The sequence below is a fragment of the Kitasatospora sp. NPDC053308 genome (assembly GCF_055585785.1).
The window spans coordinates 101934-123348 of record NZ_JBVJJY010000003.1; the positions used below are offsets into that span (position 1 = coordinate 101934).

18 protein-coding genes are annotated in these 21415 nt (G+C 75.7%); 13 read left to right on the forward strand and 5 right to left on the reverse strand.

Going from position 1 to position 21415, the window contains the following annotated elements; genetic code table 11:
• Positions 1–295 precede the first annotated feature (295 nt).
• The 3 genes from ACZ6Y7_RS08495 (at position 296) to ACZ6Y7_RS08505 (ending at position 3441) form a co-directional block, all read left to right on the forward strand.
• Positions 296–718 carry a TlpA family protein disulfide reductase gene (locus tag ACZ6Y7_RS08495; protein WP_465757094.1) on the forward strand — a complete coding sequence of 141 codons (423 nt, stop codon included), beginning with the start codon at positions 296–298 and terminating at the stop codon, positions 716–718.
• Positions 719–909: 191 nt separating this feature from the next.
• Positions 910–2757 (forward strand): ABC transporter ATP-binding protein, encoded by a 1848-nt coding sequence (locus ACZ6Y7_RS08500; protein ID WP_465757095.1) that lies wholly within the window; start codon positions 910–912, stop codon positions 2755–2757.
• Between the two features lie 228 nt (positions 2758–2985).
• Complete coding sequence (locus tag ACZ6Y7_RS08505) at positions 2986–3441, forward strand: S26 family signal peptidase (protein WP_465757096.1); 456 nt, start codon at positions 2986–2988, stop codon at positions 3439–3441.
• Between the two features lie 107 nt (positions 3442–3548).
• On the opposite strand, the gene ACZ6Y7_RS08510 is transcribed toward ACZ6Y7_RS08505, so the two are convergent.
• The 3 genes from ACZ6Y7_RS08510 to ACZ6Y7_RS08520 form a co-directional block, all read right to left on the reverse strand.
• Entirely contained in the window at positions 3549–4568 is a 1020-nt protein-coding gene (locus ACZ6Y7_RS08510) for an Lrp/AsnC family transcriptional regulator (protein ID WP_465757097.1), read from the reverse strand.
• On the reverse strand, positions 4558–6075 hold the full coding sequence (locus ACZ6Y7_RS08515; protein WP_465757098.1) for an MFS transporter: 1518 nt from the start codon (positions 6073–6075) through the stop codon (positions 4558–4560). The genes ACZ6Y7_RS08510 and ACZ6Y7_RS08515 overlap by 11 nt, the downstream gene beginning before the upstream one ends.
• A gap of 183 nt (positions 6076–6258) precedes the next feature.
• Entirely contained in the window at positions 6259–7161 is a 903-nt protein-coding gene (locus tag ACZ6Y7_RS08520) for a LysR family transcriptional regulator (RefSeq protein WP_465757099.1), read from the reverse strand.
• A 129-nt stretch (positions 7162–7290) separates the two neighbouring features.
• On the opposite strand from ACZ6Y7_RS08520, the gene ACZ6Y7_RS08525 reads away from it, so the two are divergent.
• The 8 genes from ACZ6Y7_RS08525 to ACZ6Y7_RS08560 all read left to right on the forward strand — a co-directional run bounded on the left by ACZ6Y7_RS08525 (position 7291) and on the right by ACZ6Y7_RS08560 (position 17931).
• A complete protein-coding gene (locus ACZ6Y7_RS08525) occupies positions 7291–8226 on the forward strand; it encodes a DMT family transporter (RefSeq protein ID WP_465757100.1) in 936 nt (311 codons plus the stop codon).
• A gap of 184 nt (positions 8227–8410) precedes the next feature.
• Positions 8411–9520, forward strand: coding sequence for a GNAT family N-acetyltransferase (locus ACZ6Y7_RS08530; protein WP_465757101.1), 1110 nt, complete (start codon positions 8411–8413; stop codon positions 9518–9520).
• Complete coding sequence (locus tag ACZ6Y7_RS08535) at positions 9513–10307, forward strand: aminotransferase class IV family protein (RefSeq protein ID WP_465757102.1); 795 nt, start codon at positions 9513–9515, stop codon at positions 10305–10307. Before ACZ6Y7_RS08530 ends, ACZ6Y7_RS08535 begins: the two co-directional genes overlap by 8 nt.
• A 105-nt stretch (positions 10308–10412) precedes the next feature.
• Positions 10413–11285 (forward strand): ABC transporter ATP-binding protein, encoded by an 873-nt coding sequence (locus ACZ6Y7_RS08540; RefSeq protein WP_465757103.1) that lies wholly within the window; start codon positions 10413–10415, stop codon positions 11283–11285.
• Positions 11282–13852: an FtsX-like permease family protein gene (locus tag ACZ6Y7_RS08545; RefSeq protein WP_465757104.1), complete on the forward strand. Its 2571-nt coding sequence runs from the start codon at positions 11282–11284 to the stop codon at positions 13850–13852. The genes ACZ6Y7_RS08540 and ACZ6Y7_RS08545 overlap by 4 nt, the downstream gene beginning before the upstream one ends.
• A 405-nt stretch (positions 13853–14257) precedes the next feature.
• Entirely contained in the window at positions 14258–14731 is a 474-nt protein-coding gene (locus ACZ6Y7_RS08550; protein ID WP_465757105.1) for a hypothetical protein, read from the forward strand.
• Positions 14728–16305, forward strand: coding sequence for a multicopper oxidase family protein (locus ACZ6Y7_RS08555; protein ID WP_465757106.1), 1578 nt, complete (start codon positions 14728–14730; stop codon positions 16303–16305). Before ACZ6Y7_RS08550 ends, ACZ6Y7_RS08555 begins: the two co-directional genes overlap by 4 nt.
• Positions 16306–16572: 267 nt before the next feature.
• Positions 16573–17931, forward strand: coding sequence for a DUF2252 domain-containing protein (locus ACZ6Y7_RS08560; protein WP_465757107.1), 1359 nt, complete (start codon positions 16573–16575; stop codon positions 17929–17931).
• Here ACZ6Y7_RS08560 and ACZ6Y7_RS08565 read toward each other — a convergent pair.
• Entirely contained in the window at positions 17909–18847 is a 939-nt protein-coding gene (locus ACZ6Y7_RS08565) for an LLM class flavin-dependent oxidoreductase (protein ID WP_465757108.1), read from the reverse strand. The two genes, ACZ6Y7_RS08560 and ACZ6Y7_RS08565, sit on opposite strands and share 23 nt — an antisense overlap.
• Positions 18848–18932: 85 nt before the next feature.
• Between ACZ6Y7_RS08565 and ACZ6Y7_RS08570 the strand changes: the two genes are divergently transcribed.
• Positions 18933–19688 (forward strand): helix-turn-helix domain-containing protein, encoded by a 756-nt coding sequence (locus ACZ6Y7_RS08570; RefSeq protein ID WP_465757109.1) that lies wholly within the window; start codon positions 18933–18935, stop codon positions 19686–19688.
• On the opposite strand, the gene ACZ6Y7_RS08575 is transcribed toward ACZ6Y7_RS08570, so the two are convergent.
• Positions 19666–20061 carry a hypothetical protein gene (locus ACZ6Y7_RS08575; protein WP_465757110.1) on the reverse strand — a complete coding sequence of 132 codons (396 nt, stop codon included), beginning with the start codon at positions 20059–20061 and terminating at the stop codon, positions 19666–19668. The genes ACZ6Y7_RS08570 and ACZ6Y7_RS08575 overlap by 23 nt on opposite strands.
• Before the next feature lie 375 nt (positions 20062–20436).
• Here ACZ6Y7_RS08575 and ACZ6Y7_RS08580 point away from each other — a divergent pair, with 375 nt between their 5' ends.
• Positions 20437–21363: a DUF6891 domain-containing protein gene (locus ACZ6Y7_RS08580; RefSeq protein ID WP_465757111.1), complete on the forward strand. Its 927-nt coding sequence runs from the start codon at positions 20437–20439 to the stop codon at positions 21361–21363.
• The last annotated feature ends 52 nt before the right edge of the window (positions 21364–21415 follow it).

Consider the following 21415-nt stretch of genomic DNA (forward strand, 5'->3'; position numbering starts at 1 on the left):
GGTGCCGCGCCGGACCGCGGCGAGCCGGACGGCGGCGTGCCGAACCGTGCCGTGCGGCCCGGACCCGGCCGGGCGGGCCCCCTTTCCCCGGAATCCGCCGGACATTCCTCCCGGTACCCGACAGAATTCAGGAACGAGGCGCGGAATCGCCATGACCATGTTTTTCGTCGTCCTTATCGGCTGTCTTTCCCTGTTCAATCTGGTGTTGACGCTCGCGGTCGCGCGGAAAATCAACACGCACGGTTCATCCCACGGTTCTCCGGCGTCATTCGGAAACATCAGGACAGGGGTCTCGGTGCCCGACAACCGGATTCCGGACGGGGCGCCGGTGCCGGAATTCCGGGCGCCCACCGCGGAGGGCGACGTCACCAGGGCGGACCTGGCCGGGGCGCCGGCGGTGGTCGGCTTCTTCTCCGGGACATGCGGGCCGTGCCTGGAGCAGGCACCCGACTTCGTCAAGGCGGTCACCGGCTACCCGGGCGGGCGCGAGCGGGTCCTCGCCGTCGTCAAGGGCAGCGGCCCGGTGGTCGCCGAACTGCGCACGCTGCTGGAACCGGTGGCGCGGGTGTCGGTGGAGTCCTCCGGTGCCGGGACCGACTCCACCGCCGAGGCGTTCGGGATCGTGCGCTGGCCCAGCTACGTCTCCGTCGACGCCGACGGCCGGATCACCCACCACCTGGTGCCGGGCGAGCTCGTCATCCCGACCGCCGCGCGATGAGTACGGCTCATCCTCGGGGCACACGGGGTGCGGCCGGTTCCGGCGTCGGTCCTGGCGTCGGCCCTGGCGTCGATGCCGGCACCGGTCCAGGCATCGGTGCCGGCGTCGGTGCCGGCGTCGACCCGGGCTCCGGTCCCGTTCGTGGTCGCGGCTCCGGTGCTGTGCGCGGTGCCGGCTCCGGGCACGGTCCGGTGACCCCCGGAGCCGGGCGGGCGCTGCGCTCGGCGGCCGCCGCGTGCGCCCTCGCCTGGCGGGCCGGCCGGACCACGCTGCTGCTCTCGCTGCTCTGCGGGCTGGTCGCCGGTCTGCTGCCCGCCGCCACCGCCCTGCTGGTGAGCCGCCTGTTCGACGCGCTCACCGGACCGGCGAACGGTCCCACCACCGGGACGTGCGCCCTGCTCGTCGCGGCCAGCCTGGGCATGGCCCTGGCCCCCGCGCTCGGCGAGTACACCCGGGCGCGCTCCAGCCGGGCGATCCGCCTGCGGGTGCAGGAGGAGCTGTTCGACGCCGTCAACCGGCTGCCCGGACTGCGCCCCTTCGAGGACCCGCAGTTCCAGGACCGACTCCGCCTCGCCCAGCAGGCCGGCGGCGTCGCCCCCGACATCCTGGTCGGTGCCGCCTTCGGCAGCCTCCAGGCGCTGCTCACCGTCATCGGCTTCCTCGGCACGGTCTTCGTCGTCAACCCGCTGCTCGGCGCGCTCACCCTGCTGCTGACGCTGCCCCTGGTCCGGGCGCAGCTCGCCGCCGGACGCCGCCGGGCCGCCGTCCTGGGCGCGACCATGTCCCGCAACCGGCGCCAGTCCTTCTACAGCAGCCTGGTCTCCGACGTCGACGCGGTGAAGGAGATCCGGCTCTTCGGCCTGCAGGACTTCCTGCGCGGACGCGCCCGGCACGAACTGCGGGCGGTCTGCGGCGCCGAGGAGCGGACCGACCGGCAGAACCTCGCCCGCCGGCTGCCCGCCTCACTGCTCGGCGTCGCCGTCTACGCGCTCGGCCTGGTGTGGGCGGTGCGGGCCGCCCGGCACGGCGAACTCTCCCTCGGCCAGGTCTCGGTGTGCCTCGCCGCGGTGGCCGGCATCCAGACCGGCGTCGGACAGCTCGCGGCCGGCGGCGCCTCCGCCTACCAGGCCGCGCTCACCTTCGACCACTACCGCACGCTCGGCGAGGCCCCGCCCGACCTCGCCCCCGCCACCGACCCGCGCCCGCCCGCCGCGCTGCGCGGCACCATCGAGTTCCAGGACGTCTGGTTCCGTTACCACCCCGACGCACCGTGGATCCTGCGCGGCGTCGACCTCACCCTGCGGGCCGACTCCGTCACCGCCCTGGTCGGCCTCAACGGCGCGGGCAAGAGCACCCTGGTCAAACTGCTCTGCCGGCTCTACGACCCGGACCGGGGCCGGGTGCTGTGGGACGGCGTCGACATCCGCGAGTTCCCGCCCGACGAGTACCGGCAGCGGATCGGCGTCGTCTTCCAGGACTACTGCCGCTACGACCTGACCGCCGGGGAGAACATCGGCCTCGGCCGACTCGCCCACCTCGACGACCGGACCCGGATCGCCGACGCCGCCCGCGCGGCCGGCATCCACGACCGGGTCCAGCGGCTGGACGGCGGCTACGGGGCCCTGCTCAGCCGGATCTTCCTGCCCGAGGGCGTCACCGAGGCCGGCTGGGGCCACTCGCTGTCCGGCGGGGAGTGGCAACGCCTCGCCGTGGCACGGGCGTTCATGCGCGGCGACGCCGACCTGATGATCCTGGACGAACCCAGTGCGGGCCTCGACGCGGCCGCCGAGCAGGAACTCCACGAGAACCTGCGGGAGTTGCGCCGGGGTGCCACCAGCCTGGTCATCTCCCACCGGCTCAGCGCCGTCCGGGACGCCGACCGGATCGTCGTCCTCGGCGCCGGCCGGGTCGTCGAGGAGGGCACGCACGACGAGCTGATGGCCCTCGGCGGCCGGTACGCGGAACTCTTCACGCTGCAGGCCTCCGGCTACCAGGACGCGGTCGTGGACGCGGCGGTGTCCGGACGGACGGGGCCGTGAGGCGGCAGGGCGGCGGGGAACTGGAGCCGGGGCTGGGGCCGGGCGGGCACCGGGAGCGGGGCCGGGGCGGGGCATCGGTGGTGAGGGCGGGGCCGGGTCGGTCCGTGAGGGCGGGGCGTCGGTGGTGAGGGCGGAGCCGGGGCGGTTCGTGAGGGCGGGCGTGGGTCGGTCCGTTGAGGGGGCAGGCGCGGGGACGGAACGGGGACCGGGACGGGATCGGTGAGGGAGATGGGGTTGTTGCCGGTGGTGGGCGGTGCGGGACTGGTGGCCCTGGGGGGCCTCGCCGTGCTGCTGCGGGCGGCGCTGTCGGTGGTCGAGGTCTCGGGGCCGAGCATGAGTCCGGCCCTGCGGCCCGGGCAGCGGGTGCTGGTGCTGCGCCGCGGCCTGGCCCGGCTGCGCGCCGGCCGGATCGTGGTGGTCGCGCCGGACGGCCTCGCCGCGGCCGACGGCGGCCCGCTTCGACGGCGGCCGGAAAGGCTGTTGGTGAAGCGTCTGGCGGCGCTGTCCGGCGACCCCGTCCCGCTGTCCGTTCGCCCGGTCGTCGCGGGCGGGACGGTGCCGGGCGGGCACGTGGTGCTGCTCGGTGACAATCCGGAGTTCAGTACGGACTCCCGGACGTGGGGCGCCGTTCCGACGCGCAGCGTCGTGGGCGTGGTGCTCGACGGCGTCCGGCTGCGGGGCTGAGCGGCGCCGGTCCTGGCGCCGGTTGTGGCCGGTTGTGGCGCCGGACCGCCGTCGGCCCTGTGGTGGTCTTCGGCGGCTTTCGGTGGACCGCTGTGGGCCCGGTCCGGTCAGCGGCGCGCGAGTCCCGGGGGCGCCGGGACGGGCCCGGCGGCCTTCAGGGTGCGCAGGACGGGGGCGGACTCCAGGGCGGTGATCTCCGGGACGGCGCCCAACCGCCGGGTCACGTAACGGTGGAGGTCCGCCGGGTCGGTGCACAGGGCGAGGGCCGCGAGGTTGCTGGGGCCGGTGGTGGCGGCGACGAAGGCGAGTTCGCGGTGGGTGGCGAGGGCGCGGCCGACCCGGTCGAGGTGGACGGGGGCGACGCTCAGCCAGAGCAGCGCCTGCATGTCCGCGCCCAGCAGCCGGGCGTCGAGTTCGACGTCGAGGAACACCGTCCCGTCCGCCCGGAGTTCGGCGAGCCGGCGGCCGACGGTGGCCGGGGTCCGGCCGGTGGCGGCGGCGAGCTCGCCGAGGGGTGTGCGGCCGTCGCGGTGCAGCGCGCCGAGCAGGGTGTGGTCGGCCTCGTCCAGGCCGGGCCGGGGGTGGCCCACGGCGAGGAGGTCTACGGCGGGGAGGTCCGTGGTGGGGAGGCCTGTCGCGGTGGGGCGGAGCCGGGCCTGCTGCTCCTCGGTCAGCGCCTCGGTGCTGACCGGCCAGGCGGACGGGCCGCCCCGGTAGGTGTGCAGCAGGCAGTGGGCGGCGACATCGGTGACGGCGGCGCTGCGGGGGATGTCGCGCAGCAGCAGGCTGTGACCCTCGGGGCCTGGCCCGGTGTCCACGATGGCGGTGATCTCGGTGCCGCCGGAGGAGAGTTTCACCCAGGCGGTGTCGGAGCGTCGGACCAGGGCCTGGGCGAGGTTCTGGGCGGTCTGCGGTCCGGCGGTCAGCCGCAGCAGCCACTGTGTCCGCCCGACCCGCTGCGGGTCGGCGAGCCCGACCACCCGCAGCCCGGCCTCGGCCCGCAGCCGTTGGTAGCGGCGCGCGACCGTCTGCGGGGAGACGCCCAGGACGGCGGCGATCCGGCTGAACGGGGCGCGCCCGTCGACGCGCAGGGCGTGGACGAGCGCGCGGTCGAAGTCATCGAGCATGCGCGGCTTCCCGGGGGTCGGACACACCGCCCGATTCTGCCGCGTCCGCTTCCACGCCGGTCGCTTCCGTACCGCTTGCTTCCGCGCTGTGCGCTTCCGCCGCGCCGGGGGCCGGGTCATGAGCGCCGCTCATGACCCGGCCTGACACGGCGACGGCCGCCAGCACCCCGGCCGCCGCCCAGCAGGCGTGCTGTGCCCCGGCGGTGCTCGGGGCGGCGAGGTAGATCCGTCCGAGCACGGCGACGCCGAGGGTGGAGCCGAGCTGTTGCACGGCGTTGAGCAGGCCCGCCGCCGAGCCGATTTCCTGGGGTCGCAGCGGCTTCAGGGCGGTGGCGAAGAAGGCGGGGGTGAACAGCCCCTGCCCGAGGCCGACCGCGGCGAGCGCGTACGGCAGCGCCTGCGGCCGCTCGCCCGTCCGGTAGGCGCCGACGGCGGCGACCAGCCCGACGGCCATGACGGCCACTCCGGCGGGCATCACCCGCGCCCCGTACCGCCGGACCAGCGAGGATCCCGCCCACAGGGAGCCGGCCGCGAGTCCGGCCGACATCGGCAGCAGGGTCAGGCCGCAGGCCAGGGCGTCGGCGCCGCCGGCGAGTTGGAGCTGCAGCACGACGACCACGCCGAGGCCCGTGGTGGCCGCGAAGGCGAGGGCCAGTGCGAGCAGCGCGGCGGGGAAGCGTACGGAAGTGAACAGGCTCGGCTCGACGAGCGTGTCGGCGCCGCGCCGGGCGCCGCGCCGCTGATGGAGGACGAAGGCCACCGCGACGAGGACCCCGATGGCCGTCCACACCGCGGGCGTCCTTCCGGTGGCCAGCAGCGGCAGCACGACCAGCGCCGTGGCGAGTGCCGCGAGCGCGCTGCCGGCCGGGTCGAGGCCGGGGCGGCGCGGGGCGCGGTCCTCGGGGAGCAGCGGGGCGAGGGTGAGCACGGCGAGCGAGAGCGGGACGTTGACCAGGAAGACCGCCCGCCAGGAGGAGCCGAACAGGTCGGCGTGGGTAAGCACCCCGCCGAGCACCGGCCCGGCGACCGCCGCGAGCCCCATCACCGGTCCGATCGCGCCCAGTGCGCGGGCCGTCTCCGGGCCCCGGAACACGGCCTTGATCAGGCCGATGGTCTGCGGCACGATCACGGCGGCGGCCGCGCCCTGGACGGCCCGGAAGGCCAGCAGGGCGCCGAGCGTGGGCGCGCAGGCGCAGGCGAGCGAAGCCACCAGGAAGCCGGCCACCCCGATCCGGAACACCCGTCGGCGCCCGGCCCGGTCGCCGAGCCGTCCGCCGGTGAGCAGCAGGACGGCGAACGGCAGGGTGTACGCGCTGGTGAGCCAGGGCACGGCGGCGGCCGGTCCGCCGAGGTCGGCGCGCATGCGCGGCGCGGCGACCTGCACGATCGTCGCGTCCAGCAGGTTCATCGCCTCGGCGGTGAGCAGCGCGGCGAGCGCCCACCGGCGGCGCGGCCGCCCCGGCCGGTGCCTGGGCGCCGGCCGTGCGATCGCCGGCTGCGCGGTCACTGGCTGTGCCGTCGGTGGTTGCGCGGGCGGTGGGGGCAGCGGCTGTGCGGACAACGGGTCCTCCCTCGGGTGTACGGCCGGAATGCCGTCACCCTCCGGCCGCGCGCCCGCGTCGACCAGCCACTGCCGCCCGGATCGGCGGAAAGTTCCACCGATCCCGCCCCCGGCGCCGAAATGCTCCGCTCAGACCGGTGCCAGGGCCGCCACCTCACCCTTCGCCGAGCCCGCCACTCCCGCCAGCAGCCCGCTGACCGCCGGGGACCACGGCCGGCCCGCCGGCCCGGTGAGGGTGAGCGTGCGGTGGACGGAGGGCCGGATCGGGATCAGCACGCAGTCGGCCGGGAGCATGGTCACCGCCAGCGCGGGGATCACCGAGACCCCGACGCCCGCGTTCACCATGCCGATCAGGGTGTTGAGGTCGCGGATCCGGTGCCGGGGTGCGAAGCGGGTGCCGGCCCGCCGGTACGCCTCCCGGATGTGGCGCTCGCAGCCGCCTTCGGAGAGCAGGAAGTCGTCGTCCGCCAAGTCGGCGACGTGGATGGTCTCCTGTTCGGCGAGCGGGTGGTCGCGGCGCAGCAGCGCGTGCATCGAGTCCGCGCCGAGGGTGACCGCCCCGGGCTGCGGCGGCCCGGTGTCGACCAGGACGGCGGCGTCGACCGTCCCGGCCTCCAGCCAGGTGGCCAGCTCGACGTCCTCGCCCTCGAAGACCCGGACGGTGACCTCGGGGTAGGCGGCCTTCCAGTCCCGCAGCAGGCTGGGCAGCAGCCCCTGGCAGACGGTGGTCGGCGCGGCCAGCCGGACCGTGCCGGTCAGCCCGCCGGTGTGCTGGGTGGCGACGGTGCGCACGGCGGCGACGGAGGTGACGGCCGTCCGGGCGTGCGGCAGGACCTCCCGCCCGAGCGGGGTCGGCCGGCACGGCGTGCCGCGCATCAGGACGGGCGCGCCCAGGGCCCGTTCCAGCGCGCCGACGGCGTGCGAGACGGCGGACTGGCTGATGCCCAGTTCGTCGGCGGCCGCGCCGAAGCTGCCGGTGTCCGCGACCGCGACCAGGGCCCGGAGCTGCGCCAGGTTGACCTCCGTGGTCATCGGACGGCCCGGGGGGTGTGACCTGGGGTCATGAGACTTCCTCATCCACGTAGGACTGCCACTTGTTGGACTCATGCTCGGGCGGCGGCACATCCTCTGTCCAGCAGGGAAGACCGGAGGAATACGGGGGTGGTTGCGGTGCGACGCTGGCTGCCGGGTTTTGCGGCACTGTCGGCGATCTGGGGTGCGAGCTTCGCCCTGATCAAGGTGGCGGTCGACGCGGGGGTGCCCCCGGTCTGGGTGGCGCTGTGGCGGTGTCTGTTCGGCGCGCTCACGCTGGGCGCCGTCCTGGTGCTGCGCGGGGAGCGGATGCCGCGCGACCGCGCGCTGTGGGGGCACTCGGCGGTGGTCGCGGTGCTGCTCAACACCGTGCCGTTCATCCTGTTCCCGTACGGCGAGACCAGGATCAGCTCGGTGCTCGCCGGGGTGATGAACGCGACCACTCCGCTGTTCACCCTGGTCTTCTCGGTGCTCACCGTCGCCGAGGAGCGCCGACCGGGCGCCCGCCGGCTCACCGGCCTCGCCGTGGGGTTCGTCGGAGTGCTCACCGTGCTCGGGGTCTGGCGCGGCATCGGCTCCGGCGAGGCCGCCGGAGGCCTCGCCTGCCTGGCCGCCGCCTGCTGCTACGGCGCGGGCTTCGCCTACCTGCGGCGCTTCCTGTCCGGTCGGCCGGAGTCGGTCACCACCCTCTCCGCGCTGCAGATCGGCTGCGCCACCGCCGAGTTGGCCGTCATCGCCCCGCTCGCCGCGGGCGCCCCGCAGTGGCCCGGAGCCGGCCCCGCCGTCGCCCTGGTGGTGTTCGGCGTGTTCGGCACCGGCCTGGCGTACCTGCTCAACCTCGGCCTGGTCCGGACCGCGGGCACCACGGTGACCTCGGCCGTCACCTACGTGATGCCGCTGTGGTCCACCGCGATCGGCGCGCTGTTCCTCGCGGAGCCGGTCGGCTGGAACGCCCTGGCCGGCGGGGCGCTGGTGATCGCGGCCGTGGCGCTGGCCCGGCCCCGCCCCCGGCCCGCGACCGGTGCGGCGGACGAGGCCCCGAAGCAGCGCCAGCCCGTCCGATAGGGCGCGCGCCGCCCCGGCGACGGCACGGACGAAGAGTTCACGTATGGGGATCTCCCTCCCCGAACGGCCCCTCCGGGACGAGCCGGTGGGAACCGGGCTGATCGGACAGATGGATTCGTACCCGATCTCACGTTCGGTGTCCACTGAATTACGGATTGTCCGTGGGGCCCGCTAGGGTGGCGGCGTGGTGAGGTCGTGGGATGCGGCGGTGGAGCGGGCGCAGGACCGGCTGGCGGTCGGTCCGCGGCTGCGCGCGGCCGCCGAAGGGGACGAACGGCGGTTCGCGCTGTGGGACTTGGCGTCCCTGGTGGAGGGCGAGCTCGGCGAGCTGGTGGACCCGGACGGACTGGCGCCGCCGGCCGAGCGCGGCTGGCGCGAGCGGCTGGGCGAGAGCGGGCGGGAGTGGCCCGGCGGGGAGCTGTACCGCCGCCGGTACTGGATCCAGGACGACGACGGCGCGGTCGCGGGCACCGTCGCGGTGGACAACTGGACCAAGGGCCCCGGCCAGCTCGCCGTCTCCTCCCTCTACCTCTGCCCGGCCGCGCGCGGCCGCGGGCTGGCCGCCGCCGCCCTGGACGAGGTGTACGCGGCGGCCACCGCCGAGGGCCTGCCCGGGTTCCGGCTGGAGGCGCACTGGACGTGGCAGCCGGCCGTCCGCTACCACCTGCGCCGGGGCCTGTGGGTGGTCGGCTGGAAGCGCTCGCTCTCGCTCGCGCGGATGCCCCAACTCCCCGCCTACCGGGTGCGCGAGGAGGACGGGCGGCTGCTCCTGCTGGTCGCCGACCGGCTGCGCGGCTGGGTGCCGATACTGACGGCCGGCCGGGAGGGCCGCTGGCTGCGGCTGGACGAGACGGCGGACTACCGGGGCACCGACGGCTGGGTGCACGAGTACGCCCGCTCGACCCTGGCCCTGCACCTCGCGCTCGCGGGCTTCCCGATGGTGCGCGGCCCGCAGTGGTGGGCGGAGGCGTGGCGCTGGGCCGACGCCGGGGAGCCGGAGGGCCTGGCCTACCGGATCGAGGAGTTCGAACGGGCCGCCCGCCGGTCGGTGTCCTCCCCCTACCGTCCGGTGCCGGTCCCCGCTCCGAAGGACCCGCAACGCAGGGCGGACCACGATCCGGAGCGCAGCCCGCAGCGCATCCCGGAGCACGGTCCCGGGCACGGCCCGTCGCGAGGTCCTGAGCGGAGTCCGGTGCAGGAGGGGCGGCAGCGGGATCCGGCGCGGGCCGGACTACCGGGCCCGGTCCGGGCCGCGGCGCCGTCGCCGCGGCTGGCAGACTCCGGGGATGACTGAGATCGAGATCGACGGAGCCTCCGCGGACCCGGCGCGGCTGGCCGCGTTGGGGCTGCTCAACTACGGGCACTTCACCACGATGCGCGCCGAGGCGGGCCGGATCCGCGGTCTGACACTGCACCTGGACCGCTTGGTCCGGGACTGCCGCGCGCTGTTCGCCGCCGAGCTGGACCGGGCGGTGCTGCGCGAGCGGATCCGCGCGGTGCTGCCCGTCGACGGCTCCCCGGTGATCGTCCGGGTCACGGTGTACGACCCGGCGCTCGGCCTGGAGCGCCCCGCCGCTCCCGCCGAGCCCACCCTTCTGGTCACCACCCGCCCCGCGGCCGGGGCCGAGCCCGCCCCGCTTCGGGTACGGACCGCGGTGTACCGGCGGGAGCTGCCGGAGGTGAAGCACGTCGGCCTGTTCGGTCTGGTCCACCACCGTCGACAGGCGCAACTCGAGGGCTTCGACGACGTGTTGCTGGTCGACCCGGACGGCCGGGTGACCGAGGGCGCGACCTGGAACGTCGGCTTCCTCGACGGAGACACGCTGGTCTGGCCGGAGGGGCCGAGTCTGCCCGGCGTCACCCAGGCCCTGCTGTCCGGGGCCCACCGCGGCCCGCAGTCCCGAGAGCCGCTGACCGTCGCCGACCTGGGCCGATTCCGCGCCGCCTTCGCGGTGAACGCGGGCGTCGGGGTCCGGCCGTTGGCCGCCGTCGACGGCACCGTCCTCGACCCCGCCCACCCGGCGCTCGCCCGGCTGCGCGCGGCCTACCTCGGGATCGCCGCCGATCCGGTGGGGGGATAACCCCACCCCCGGTCCGCCGGTGACCTCCATGGTCGGGGCCGCCCGTGGTTCCTAGCGTTGAGCGTGTTGACGACGAGCGACGCAGAACCGAAGGAAGGCCCCTCCATGGCACGCCGCCACCTCCGCCGCAGCACCGACGAGCGCGGGACCGACGAACGCCGGACCGACGAACGCCGGACCGGGGGGTACGCCGCCGACGCGTACGGCGCTCCGCCGTACGGTGCGCCGCAGGTGGCCCCGGCGATCGAGCTGCGCGGGGTGCGCCGCAGCTACGGGCGCGGCGAGGCGACGGTGCAGGCGCTGCGCGGGATCGACCTGGCGCTCGCCCGCGGCAGCTTCACCGCCGTCATGGGCCCCTCCGGCTCCGGCAAGTCGACCTTCCTGCAGTGCGCGGCGGGCCTGGACCGCCCGGACGCGGGGGAGATCCGGCTCGGCGGCCAGGAGATCACCGCGCTCAGCGAGAACCGGCTCACCGAACTGCGCCGCAGCCGGATCGGCTTCGTCTTCCAGTCCTTCAACCTGCTGCCCTCGCTGAGCGTCGAGCAGAACGTGCTGCTCCCGCAGCGGCTCGCCGGGCAGCGCCAGGACCGCGCCCGCGCCCGGGACCTGCTGGAGCGGGTCGGCCTCGGGCAGCACGCCCGGCGCCGCCCCGCCCAGCTCTCCGGCGGCCAGCAGCAGCGGGTCGCGATCGCCCGCGCGCTGATCACCCGCCCGGACGTGGTGTTCGCCGACGAGCCGACCGGCGCCCTGGACACCCGCACCGCGCACGAGGTGCTGGGCCTGCTGCGGCAGTCCGTGGACTCCCTCGGCGCGACCGTCGTGATGGTGACCCACGACCCGGTGGCCGCCTCCTTCGCCGACCGGGTGCTGTTCCTGGCCGGCGGTGCGCTCGTGGACGACCTGCCGCACCCCAGCCCGCAGGCCGTCGCCGACCGCATGGTCGCGCTCACCGCCCGCCCGGTGGGAGCCGCGGCATGAGCAACGGACTCGCCCGCGCCTCGGTGCGCTTCCGCCCCGCCTCCTTCGTGGGCACCCTCGTCGCCCTGCTGCTCGGCGCCGCCGTGGTGACGGCCTGCGGCGTGCTGCTGCAGACCGGCCTGACCGCGCGCCTCGAACCCGTCCGGTACGCCTCCGCGCCCGTGGTGGTCGCGGCCGAGCAGACGGTGACGATCCAGCGGAAGGTCGGCGAGGACACCGAGACCCAGGAGCAGAGCACCCCGGAGCGGGCCCGGACCGACGCCGCGCTGGTCGGCCGGCTGGCCGCCCTGCCGGGCGTCGCGGCAGCCCGGCCGGACACCGCCTTTCCGCTCAGCGTGGTCGCGCCCGCCGCGGTCGCGCCCGCCGCCGCGCCGCCCGCCGCCGGGAACGGGACGGCGGCCCTGACCGGGCGCGGCTACGCCGCCCTGGGCATCGCCGGCCCGGCCGACCGGCTGTTCGAAGGCCGAGCACCTGGTGCGAACGAGGTGGTGCTGGACGTCGACACGGCGCGCGCCGCCCGTCTCGCGCCCGGCGCGAACCTCACACTGACGGCGCCCGGCGGCACCGCGAGCTACCGGGTCTCCGGCCTCGCCGCCGCCCAGGCGGCCGGCCCCACCGCCTGGTTCGCCGACGCCACCGCCGACCGGCTCTCCGGCCACCCCGGACGGATCGACGCCGTCGCCGTCCAGCCTCGCGAGGGCGTGACCGCCGCGGCGCTCGGCGCCCAGGTCCGCCAGGCGGTCGGCGGCGAGGCGAAGGTCTTCACCGGAGACGGCCGGGGCGCGGTCGAACACCCCGCCCTCGGCGCGGCCCGGACGACGCTGATGGCCCTCGGCGGCAGCTTCGGCGGCTACGCCACCATGACCGCGGTCTTCGTGGTCATGAGCACCGTGGCCCTCGCCACCGGCCAGCGCGCCCGCGAGTTCGCCCTGCTCCGTGCCATCGGCGCCACCCCGCGCCAGATCCGCCGCACCATCGCCACCGAGGCCGTGCTGGTCGCCCCCGTCGCCGCCGCGCTCGGCGTCCTGCCCGGCCTCGCCCTCGCCCGCTGGTGGTTCGGCCAACTGATCGAACGCGGCGCCGTCCCCGCAGGGGTGCGCCTCGACGTCGGCCCGCTGCCGATGGCCGCCGCCGTCCTCACCTGCACCCTCGCCGCGCTGACCGCCGGCTCCCTGGCCGCCCGCCGGCCGTCCAAGCTGCGCGCCGGACAGGCGCTCGGCGAAGCCGCCGTCGAGGCGCCCCGACCGGGCAAGGTGCGCACCGTCCTGGGGCTGGTCTTCGCCGTCGGCGGTGGTGCGGTCGCCGCCGTCGCCGCCTCCCTGGACGGCGCCAAGGCCGCGCAGACCGCGCTCGGCGTCGTCATGTGCCTCATGCTGGCCGTCGCCCTGCTCGGCCCCTGGGTGGCCCGGGGCGCCGCCGCCGTGCTCGGAGCCCCGCTGCGGGCCGGCGGTGCGCCCGGCTCGCTGGCCGCCGACAACACCCGCGCCAACGCCCGCCGTCTGGCCTCCGCGATCACCCCGATCGTCCTGGTCACCGCGTTCTGCGGCACCCTGCTGATCCTCCAGAGCACCCTGCGCCACACCAGCGGCGAGAACGTCCGGGCCGGCGTCGTCGCCGACCACGTGCTCGGGTCCACCGGGCCGGGCCTGCCCGCCGGGACCGCCGAGCGGGCGGCGAAGGTGCCGGGCGTGGACACCGCCGTCGGCGTGCTGCGGACCGGACTGGTCCTGGAGAGCGGCGGTCAGCTGAGCACGGCGCCCGCGCTCGGTGTCGACGGTGATCCGGCGCGGCTGCCCGAAGTTCTCGACCTGGGCGTGCGCAGCGGCTCGCTCGCCGACCTCGCCCGGGCCACCGACACCGTCGCCCTGAGCACCACCCTCGCCGGCGCCCTGGACGCCGGGGTCGGCGACCGCGTCCCGCTGCGGCTCGGGGACGGCACCGCCGTCCGACCGCAGGTGGTCGCCGTGTACGAGCGCGGGCTCGGCGTCGGCCAGGCGGTGCTGCCCCGGGCGGCCGTCGCCGCGCACGTCACCAGCGGCTACGACAGCCAGGTGCTGGTCGCCGACGCGCCGGGTGCCGACCGTACGGCGGTGGCCGCCGGGCTGGGCGCCCTGGCCGGGACGAGCGTGGCCGACCGGGCCGGGTTCGTCGCCCAGGCAGACAAGGACATGGAGCTCAGCGGCTGGGCCAACACGGTCATGGCCGGTGTGCTCGGCGGGTTCGCCGCCGTCAGCGCGGCCAACACCCTGGTGATGACGGTGCTGGACCGGCGTCGCGAGGTCGCCCTGCTGCGACTGGCGGGCACCACCCGGCGCCAGGTGCGCGGCATGATGCGCTGGGAGGCGCTGCTGGTGGCCGCGACCGGGCTGGCGGTCGGCGCGGTGATCGCCTGGATCACGCTGGTGCCGGTCACCCGCGGTGTCGCCGACGCCGCCCCGTACGTCCCGCCGACGCTCGCCCTGCCGCTGGCCGCCGGAGCCGTCCTGCTCTGCCTGGGAGCGACCGGGCTGCCGGTCCGCGCCTTGCTGCGGACCCGGCCGGTGGCGCTGGGAGCGGCACGGCAGTAGACGGGGCGGGAGGCGGGACGGTGGGAGGTGAGCGGGGCTCATGGCGCGGCGATGGGGGAGCTCATGGCAGGAGGCATGAGAGGACCTCATGACCGACCGCCATGAGAGAAGCTCATGACGCCGCCGCCCATGAGAGGAACTCATCGCCCCGCCCCATGAGCGGAACTCATGTCGCCACCCCCCTGAGGGGAGCTCATCGAGTCGACTCCGATGTGCAACACACGAGGGACGCCCCTTGAGGACCGCTCAAGGGGCGTCCCTCGTCCGGGTGACAAACGCGGTCCGAGCAGGCGCAATGGGGTAACCGGGAGATCCAAAACCCCTTATTGGAACTGATCGTGATGTCGGATCAGCTACGCTCTCGCCCGCCCCGCCCGACCGCCGAAGCAGAGAGAGTAGCCCGACATGAGCAGTCCACCTGCCGCCCCTGCGCCCCGCTGGCCGCTGATCCTGCTGCGCACCACCGCCACCGCGCTCGCCCTGCTGGCCCTGCTCCAGGTCATGCTGGCCGGCAGCTTCCTCAACGGCACCTACGACTCCCTGAAGGACCACGAGGGCAACGCGATGACCCTGGCCACCGTGGTGGTGCTGCAACTGGGGGTGGCCGTCGCCGTGTGGCGGCCCGGCCGGGGGCCGCTCTGGCCGCTGTGGACCACCGCCGCGCTCACCGTCGCGGTCATCGGCCAGATCACCGCCGGCTACGCCCGGTCGATCGGCGTCCACGTCACCCTCGGCGTGCTGCTGGTCAGCGGCATCCTGTTCGGCCTGGTCGGCGCCTGGCGGCTGCCGCTGCCCGCCCGGGCCGCACTGCCCGAGGCGGCTCCGGACGGCAGCGGCCGGCTGCCGCGCCCCGGCGGGCCGCTGGAGGTGTCCAAGTGAACCGACGCCGGTTCCTGGGCATCGGCGCCTCCGTCCTCGGCGCGGGCGCACTGGCCGCCGTCGCCGTCCCGTCCGCCGCCCGGCTGTTCGCCGAGAGCCGCCCCGGGCGGCTGTTGAGCAGCGACCTGGACCTGCCCGAGGCGTTCCGGGCCGCGCTGCCGGTGCCGGCCGTGCTGAACCCGGTGCGCACCGAGGGGACCACCGACTACTACGAGATCACCCAGCAGGCCGCCAAACTGGAGATCGTCCCCGGCGTGCGGACCGAGGCCTGGACGTACGGCGGCTCCTTCCCCGGCCCGACCCTGGTCACCCGCTCGGGGCGGACCGCCGTGGTCAAGCACCGCAACGAGCTGCCGGTGCCGTCCGTCACCCACCTGCACGGCGGGCACACCCCGGCGGACAGCGACGGCTACCCGGTGGACCTGCTGATGCCCGTCGGATCCCCGGCGGACGCCGCCCAGGGCATGCAGAACATGCCCGGCATGGCGGGGATGCACCACGCGGCGGGCCGCACCGTCGTCGGCGAGCGCAGCTACACCTATCCGGGCAAGCAGCGCGCCGCCACCCTCTGGTACCACGACCACCGGATGGGCTTCACCGGCCCCGGCGTCTGGCGCGGGCTGGCCGGCTTCCACCTCGTCCAGGACGACGAGGAGGACGCCCTGCCGCTGCCGCGCGGCGAGCGCGACCTCCCGCTGATGATCGCCGACCGCTCGTTCGCCGCCGACGGCTCCTTCAAGTACCCCTCCAGCGACCCCGCGCTCGGCGAGCCCGGCGTCTCCGCCGCCTACGCCAACGGCGTGCTCGGCGACGTCATCCTGGTCAACGGCGCGCCCTGGCCCCGCCTGGACGTCGACCGCCTGCGCTACCGGCTGCGCCTGCTCAACGCCTCGAACGCCCGCCTCTACCGGCTCGAACTCGACCCGCAGCCCCCCGGCGGCGACGCACTGGTCCAGATCGGCTCCGACGGCGGCCTGCTCGCCGCCCCGGTCGCCCACGACGGGATCGAGATGGCCCCGGCCGAACGCTTCGACGTCGTGGTCGACTTCTCCCGCTACCAGCCCGGCACCCAGGTGCGTCTGGTCAACCGGTTCGGCAGCGGCCGCACGGCCGAGGTGATGCGCTTCGACGTCTCCGCGAAGCAGGTGCAGGACGACACGGCGGTACCCGACAGGCTCTCCGCCGTCGAGGCCCTGGACGCTTCCGCCGTCGTCACCACCCGCGAGTTCGCCTTCCGCCGCAGCCGCAGCGACGGTTGGACGATCAACGGCGAGCCGTACCAGCCCGGCCGGAACATCGCCACCCCCGCCCTCGGGACCGTCGAGCGCTGGCGCTTCTCGTCCGACCTGCACCACCCCGTGCACGTCCACCTCGACCACTTCCAGGTGGTCGGCCGCAACGGCGGGCAGCCGGGCCCGTACGACGCGGGCTGGAAGGACACCGTGGACCTGCGGCCGGCCGAGGCGGTGGAGGTGCTGGTGCGCTTCACCGACTACACGGGCGCGTACATGCTGCACTGCCACAACCTGGAGCACGAGGACATGGCGATGATGGCGGACTTCACGGTGCAGTGACCTGCCCGACGCCCTCCGCCCGACACCCTCCGTCCGAGCGACCCGTCCGAGCGACCCGTCCGAGCGACCCGTCCGAGTGACCCCTCAGAGTGGCCCGTCCGGGTGAGCCGCGCGGAACGGACCCGCCGGGACTCACTCGGACGGCCGACTGCCGGAGGGCGTGCGCTGCGCCCTCCGGCGCTCGTGTCCTAGCGTCGCGGGGAGGGGCACCCGCGGTCTCCCGCCGTCGCGCGGAGGCCGGGCCCCGCCGACGGACGGAGCCGCCGCATGACCACCCCCGCCGAACGCCGCCGCCGCGGTCGGGCCGCGCGCGACCGCGTGTCCCGCTCCGAGCACGGCCGGTGGATCCCCGCCGCCGACCGTCCCGACCCGCTGACCGTCCTGGAACGCCAAGCACGGGACCGGGTGGCCGCGCTGCTGCCGATCCGCTACGGGCGGATGGCCGACAGCCCCTTCACCTACCTGCGCGGCGCCGCCGCCGTGATGGCCGCCGACCTCGGCGCCGCGCCGGACACCGGCCTCACCGTCCAACTCTGCGGTGACGCGCACCTGCTGAACTTCGGGGTGTACGCGTCACCGGAACGCGCCCTGCTCTTCGACGTCAACGACTTCGACGAGACCCACCCCGGCCCCTTCGAGTGGGACGTCAAGCGCCTCGCCGCCAGCGTCGCCGTCGCCGCCCGCGACAACGGCCAGGACGAGGAACGGGTGCGCCGCGCCGCCCGTGCCGCCGTCGAGGGCTACGCGACGGCGATGCGGCGGCTGGCGGGCCTGGGCGAACTCGACGTCTGGTACGCCCGGGTGGACACCGAGCAGGTCCTGCCGCTGCTGCGCAAGCGCCGGCAGCGGGAGCGCGCCGCGGCCGAACTCGCGCACGCCCGGCGCCGCACCAACCTGCAGGCCTTCGGCAAGCTGACCGAGGAGCGGGACGGGCGGCGCCGGATCATCAGCGCGCCGCCGCTGATCGAGCCGCTGAAGCGGTCCGAACTGCGCGACGTCGGCCAGGTGTTCAGCGACTACCGGGCCACCCTCGCCGAGGACCGCCGGGTGCTGCTGGACCGCTTCCGGTTCGTGGACGCGGCCAGCAAGGTGGTCGGCGTCGGCAGCGTCGGCACCCGCTGCTTCATCGTCCTGCTGGAGGGACGGGACGCCGGCGATCCGCTGTTCCTGCAGCTCAAGGAGGCCGGCCGCTCGGTGCTGGAGGACCACCTGCTGCCCACCCGGGTGGACGCCGAGGTCACCGCCCACCACGGCGGCCGCCGGGTGGTCACCGGCCAGCGCCTGATGCAGGCCGCCAGCGACATCTTCCTCGGCTGGACCACCGGCCCCGCCGGCCGCCACTTCTACGGCCGTCAACTGCGCGACATGAAGGGCTCGTTCGAGGTCGGGGACATGCGGCCGTCCGGCCTGCGCGCCTACGCCGACCTCTGCGGCCGCACCCTCGCCCGCGCCCACGCCCGCACCGGAGACCGCCTCGCCGTCGCCGGCTACCTCGGCGGTGCGGACACCTTCGCGGAGGCGGTGGCCGAGTTCGCCGTGCGCTACGCCGACCGGACGAAGGAGGACCACCGGGAGCTGACGGCGGCGATCGCGGACGGACGGATCACCGCGACCCGGGGCGTGTGAGCGCCGCGAGTCTCTCCAACTGGTCCAGCTGGTCGGACAGGTCGAGCGCGCCGAGGCGGGCCACCACGTGCCGGGCGCCGGCCGCCGCGTACCGGGCGAGGGTGGCGGCGACCTCGTCCGGGGTGCCGAGGGCGAAGGCCTGGATCTGCTCCGTTTCGGTCAGCGGCAGCCCGTAGTTGGCCCGGGTGTAGGCCTCCATGGTCCGGCGGGCGGCGCCCGTGCTGCGGTCGACCCGGACGTTGACGAAAAGGGCGGGAGTGACGGCCTCCGGCGCGCGCCCGACCTGCCGGGCCGCCGCCCGGACGGCTTCGAGCCCGCTCGCGTAGTCGGCCGGATCCGGCGGGTACGGCAGCCAGCCGTCGTACCGCCGTCCGGTGCGCTCCAAGGCCGCGGGGGCGGCCCCACCGAGCCAGACCGGGGGGCCCTCGGGGTGGAACGGAGCGGTGGCGGGCGGCAGTTCGGCGAAGGAGTGGAACTCGCCATGGAACTCCTTCGCTCCGGCCCACAGCGCCCGCCACAGGGCGACCGTCTCGTCCAGCCGGGCGAAGCGGCGCTCCCACGGCACCTGCGACAGCTCGTGCAGCGGGCGGCCGAAGCGCCCGGGGAAGGCGGCGCCGACGGCGACGGTCAGCCGGCCGCCGGAGAGCCGGTCCACCGAGGCCAGCGTCTGCGCGGTCTGCACCGGGCGGCGCAGGACCGGCAGCAGCGCGCCGGTGCCCAGCCGGATCCGCTCCGTCACCGGGGCGACGGCCGCCAGCATGGTGAGCGGCTCGATCCGCGGGCTGAGCAGGGAGTCGTTGACGAACAGCGAGGAGAAGCCGAACTCCTCGCCGCGGCGGGCGAAGCCGACCAGGTCGCGGGCGTCGTGGGCGGCCCACTGGTCCTGGCCGGTGGGGAGGAAAACTCCGATGTCCATGCCCCCGATGCTGGCCGGGGCGGGACATGGCCTCAATTCCCGCGAGGGAATGGCGCGATGCGCGCCGGGCGGGTTGGCTGATGCCGTGGACTTCCCCCAAGCGCTCCGCGCGCGCCGAACCAGCCGCCGCATCAGCCAGCTCGACCTCGCGACCCTGGCCGGCACCACCCAGCGGCACCTGAGCTTCATCGAATCCGGCCGCTCCGCGCCGGGCCGGGGCATGGTCGTCCGGCTCGCCGAGTCGCTCGACCTGCCGCTGCGCGAGCGCAACGAGCTGCTGCTGGCCGCCGGTTACGCGCCCGTCTACCCGGAGACCCCGCTGGACGGGCCGGCACTGGCGCCGGTACGGGAGGCGATCGGCCACATCCTGGCCGGCCACCTCCCGTACCCGGCCCTGGTGGTGGACCGCCGGGGCGACGTGGTGGCCGCCAACGCCGCCCTGGACGTCATCACCGAGGGCGCCGACCCCCGGCTGGTCGGCCCCGGCACCAACGCCTACCGGCTCGCCCTGCACCCCGACGGCCTCGCCCCGCGCATCCTCAACTTCGCCGACTGGGCCCGCCACATCGTCGAGCGCACCCGGCACCTCGGCGAACTGCACGACGAGTTGAGCTCGTACCTGCCCGACGTGACGGTGGGGGAGCAGCACCTGGGCTTCGCCGTCCCGCTGGAGCTGCGCACCTCGATCGGCGAACTGCGCCTGATGACGACGGTCACCACCTTCGCCACCGCCGTGGACGTCACGCTCGCCGAGCTCAAGCTGGAGGCCTTCCTCCCGGCGGACGCGGCGACCGCCGCGGCGCTGCACGGCGCGACGGTCAGAGCGCGGGGAACCCGGTAGTCGGCGATGGCCCGGCCTCAGCGTCCAGGACGACGAACTCCTCGCCGCGGCCGAACGGTCCGCCGTCGGCCACGGCCCCCGTCTCCCCGGTGAAGCGGACGACGTCCCGCGACCGTACGCCGTCCGGCCGGGCGCGGACGGTGAACTCGCCGGGCGCCACGACACTGCTGTGCGCGCTGGGCGTCCTGGTGCTCCACCCGCTGTCCCGGGAACCCTTCCAGCAGACCCGGACGAGCGCGCCGGGGCGGGCGGACCACGTCCTGGTGGTGATCCACCGCGGCCTCCCCGGGGACGAGACGGAGTCCCGGAGCCGGCAGGTCCGACTGGAGACCGGCACCGGCTGGTCGGCTCGCCGCTGGAGCGTCCTCACCATGCGCGAACGGTTCCCGGGCGAGGGGGCCTTCCGGTCGGCCGAGTGGACCGCCCCCCACCGGATCACCGTCACCACCGACACCGGCTCACGGGTCTTCACCGTGGCCCCGGGGAGCGGGGAGCCGAGGCTCACCGCCACCGCCGGTACCCGTCCCGGGTTCCTAGCCGGGGTCGGCGCGGCGGTCGTCGCCGGGGACGGGGACGGGCCGGGCGGCGGAGGGCGGTCGCGCCGTGGGCCGGGCGCGCCGCCGGCCGGGGCGCCGTGTCGTGCGGGGCGCTGTGCCGTTCGGTGGCCCGGCGGACTCCCTCGCCCGGGTCGGCCCCCGGCAGGCGCCGCGGCGGTCGTGATGTCAGTGGCGTGTGCAAGGGTGGCCCCATGCTGGCGATCACGGTGATGACGCACGAGGGGAAGCCGCTCTCGCGGCCGAGCGCGGAGGAGTTGGCGGGGCTGGTCCGGCGCATCGGCGCGGCGGACGACGGCTTCCTCGTCGTGGAGCGGATACCGGATCTGCCGGACGTCTACATCCAGGTGTGGCACGTCGACGGCGAGGACTACACGCTGGAGTACCGGGACGGTTCCGCCGACCGGCACTTCGAGGTGCGGGTGGACGGGCCCGAGCCGGTGGTCGCGGCGATGACGGGCTGGGCGCGCGGCGAGGCGGGCTGGGGGGACGGCCTGGACTGGCAGCCGCTCGACCTGGGCCCGGAGGCGGAGGCGGAGCCGGTGCCGGAGCCGGAGCTGGGCGCGGACGAGCGGCGGGAGTTGGAGGACCGGTTGCGGCTGACTCTGGCCTGCGGGTACACCGATCGCGTCCGCCTGGCCGAGGAGGCCGAGGAGTACCTGGTGTCGGGCGACCGCCGTCCGCTCTCGCGCGCCCAGGCCGAGCGACTCGCGGACCGGCTCTGGCTGGAGCGCGTCGGGGAGCAGACCGGTTGGATCGGGGAGACCGACCCGGAGCGCCTCACCCGGGCCTTCGTCGCCCTGGAGGCGGCCGGGATCACGGCCCGGGAGGACTTCACCTGCTGCCGCTCCTGCGGTCAGGCCGAGATCGGCGGCGCCGGCGCCCCCGGGGCCCGCGGTTTCGTCTACTTCCACTCCCAGTGCACCGAGTCCGCCGCCACCGGCCACGGCCTGACCCTCCTCTACGGCGGTTTCGACGGCTCCCCGTCGACCACCACCGCCGTCGGCCGGGAGGTGGTCGCCGCCCTCAGGGCCGCCGGCCTGCCCACCGTCTGGAACGGCGACCCGTCGCACGCGATCGAGGTCCGCCCGTTGCTCTGGCGCCGCCGCCTGGGTAGCTGAGCGGCCGGACCGCCGTGCGCCGCCCGGTCGGTGGCGTCGGTGTTGGGTCGGC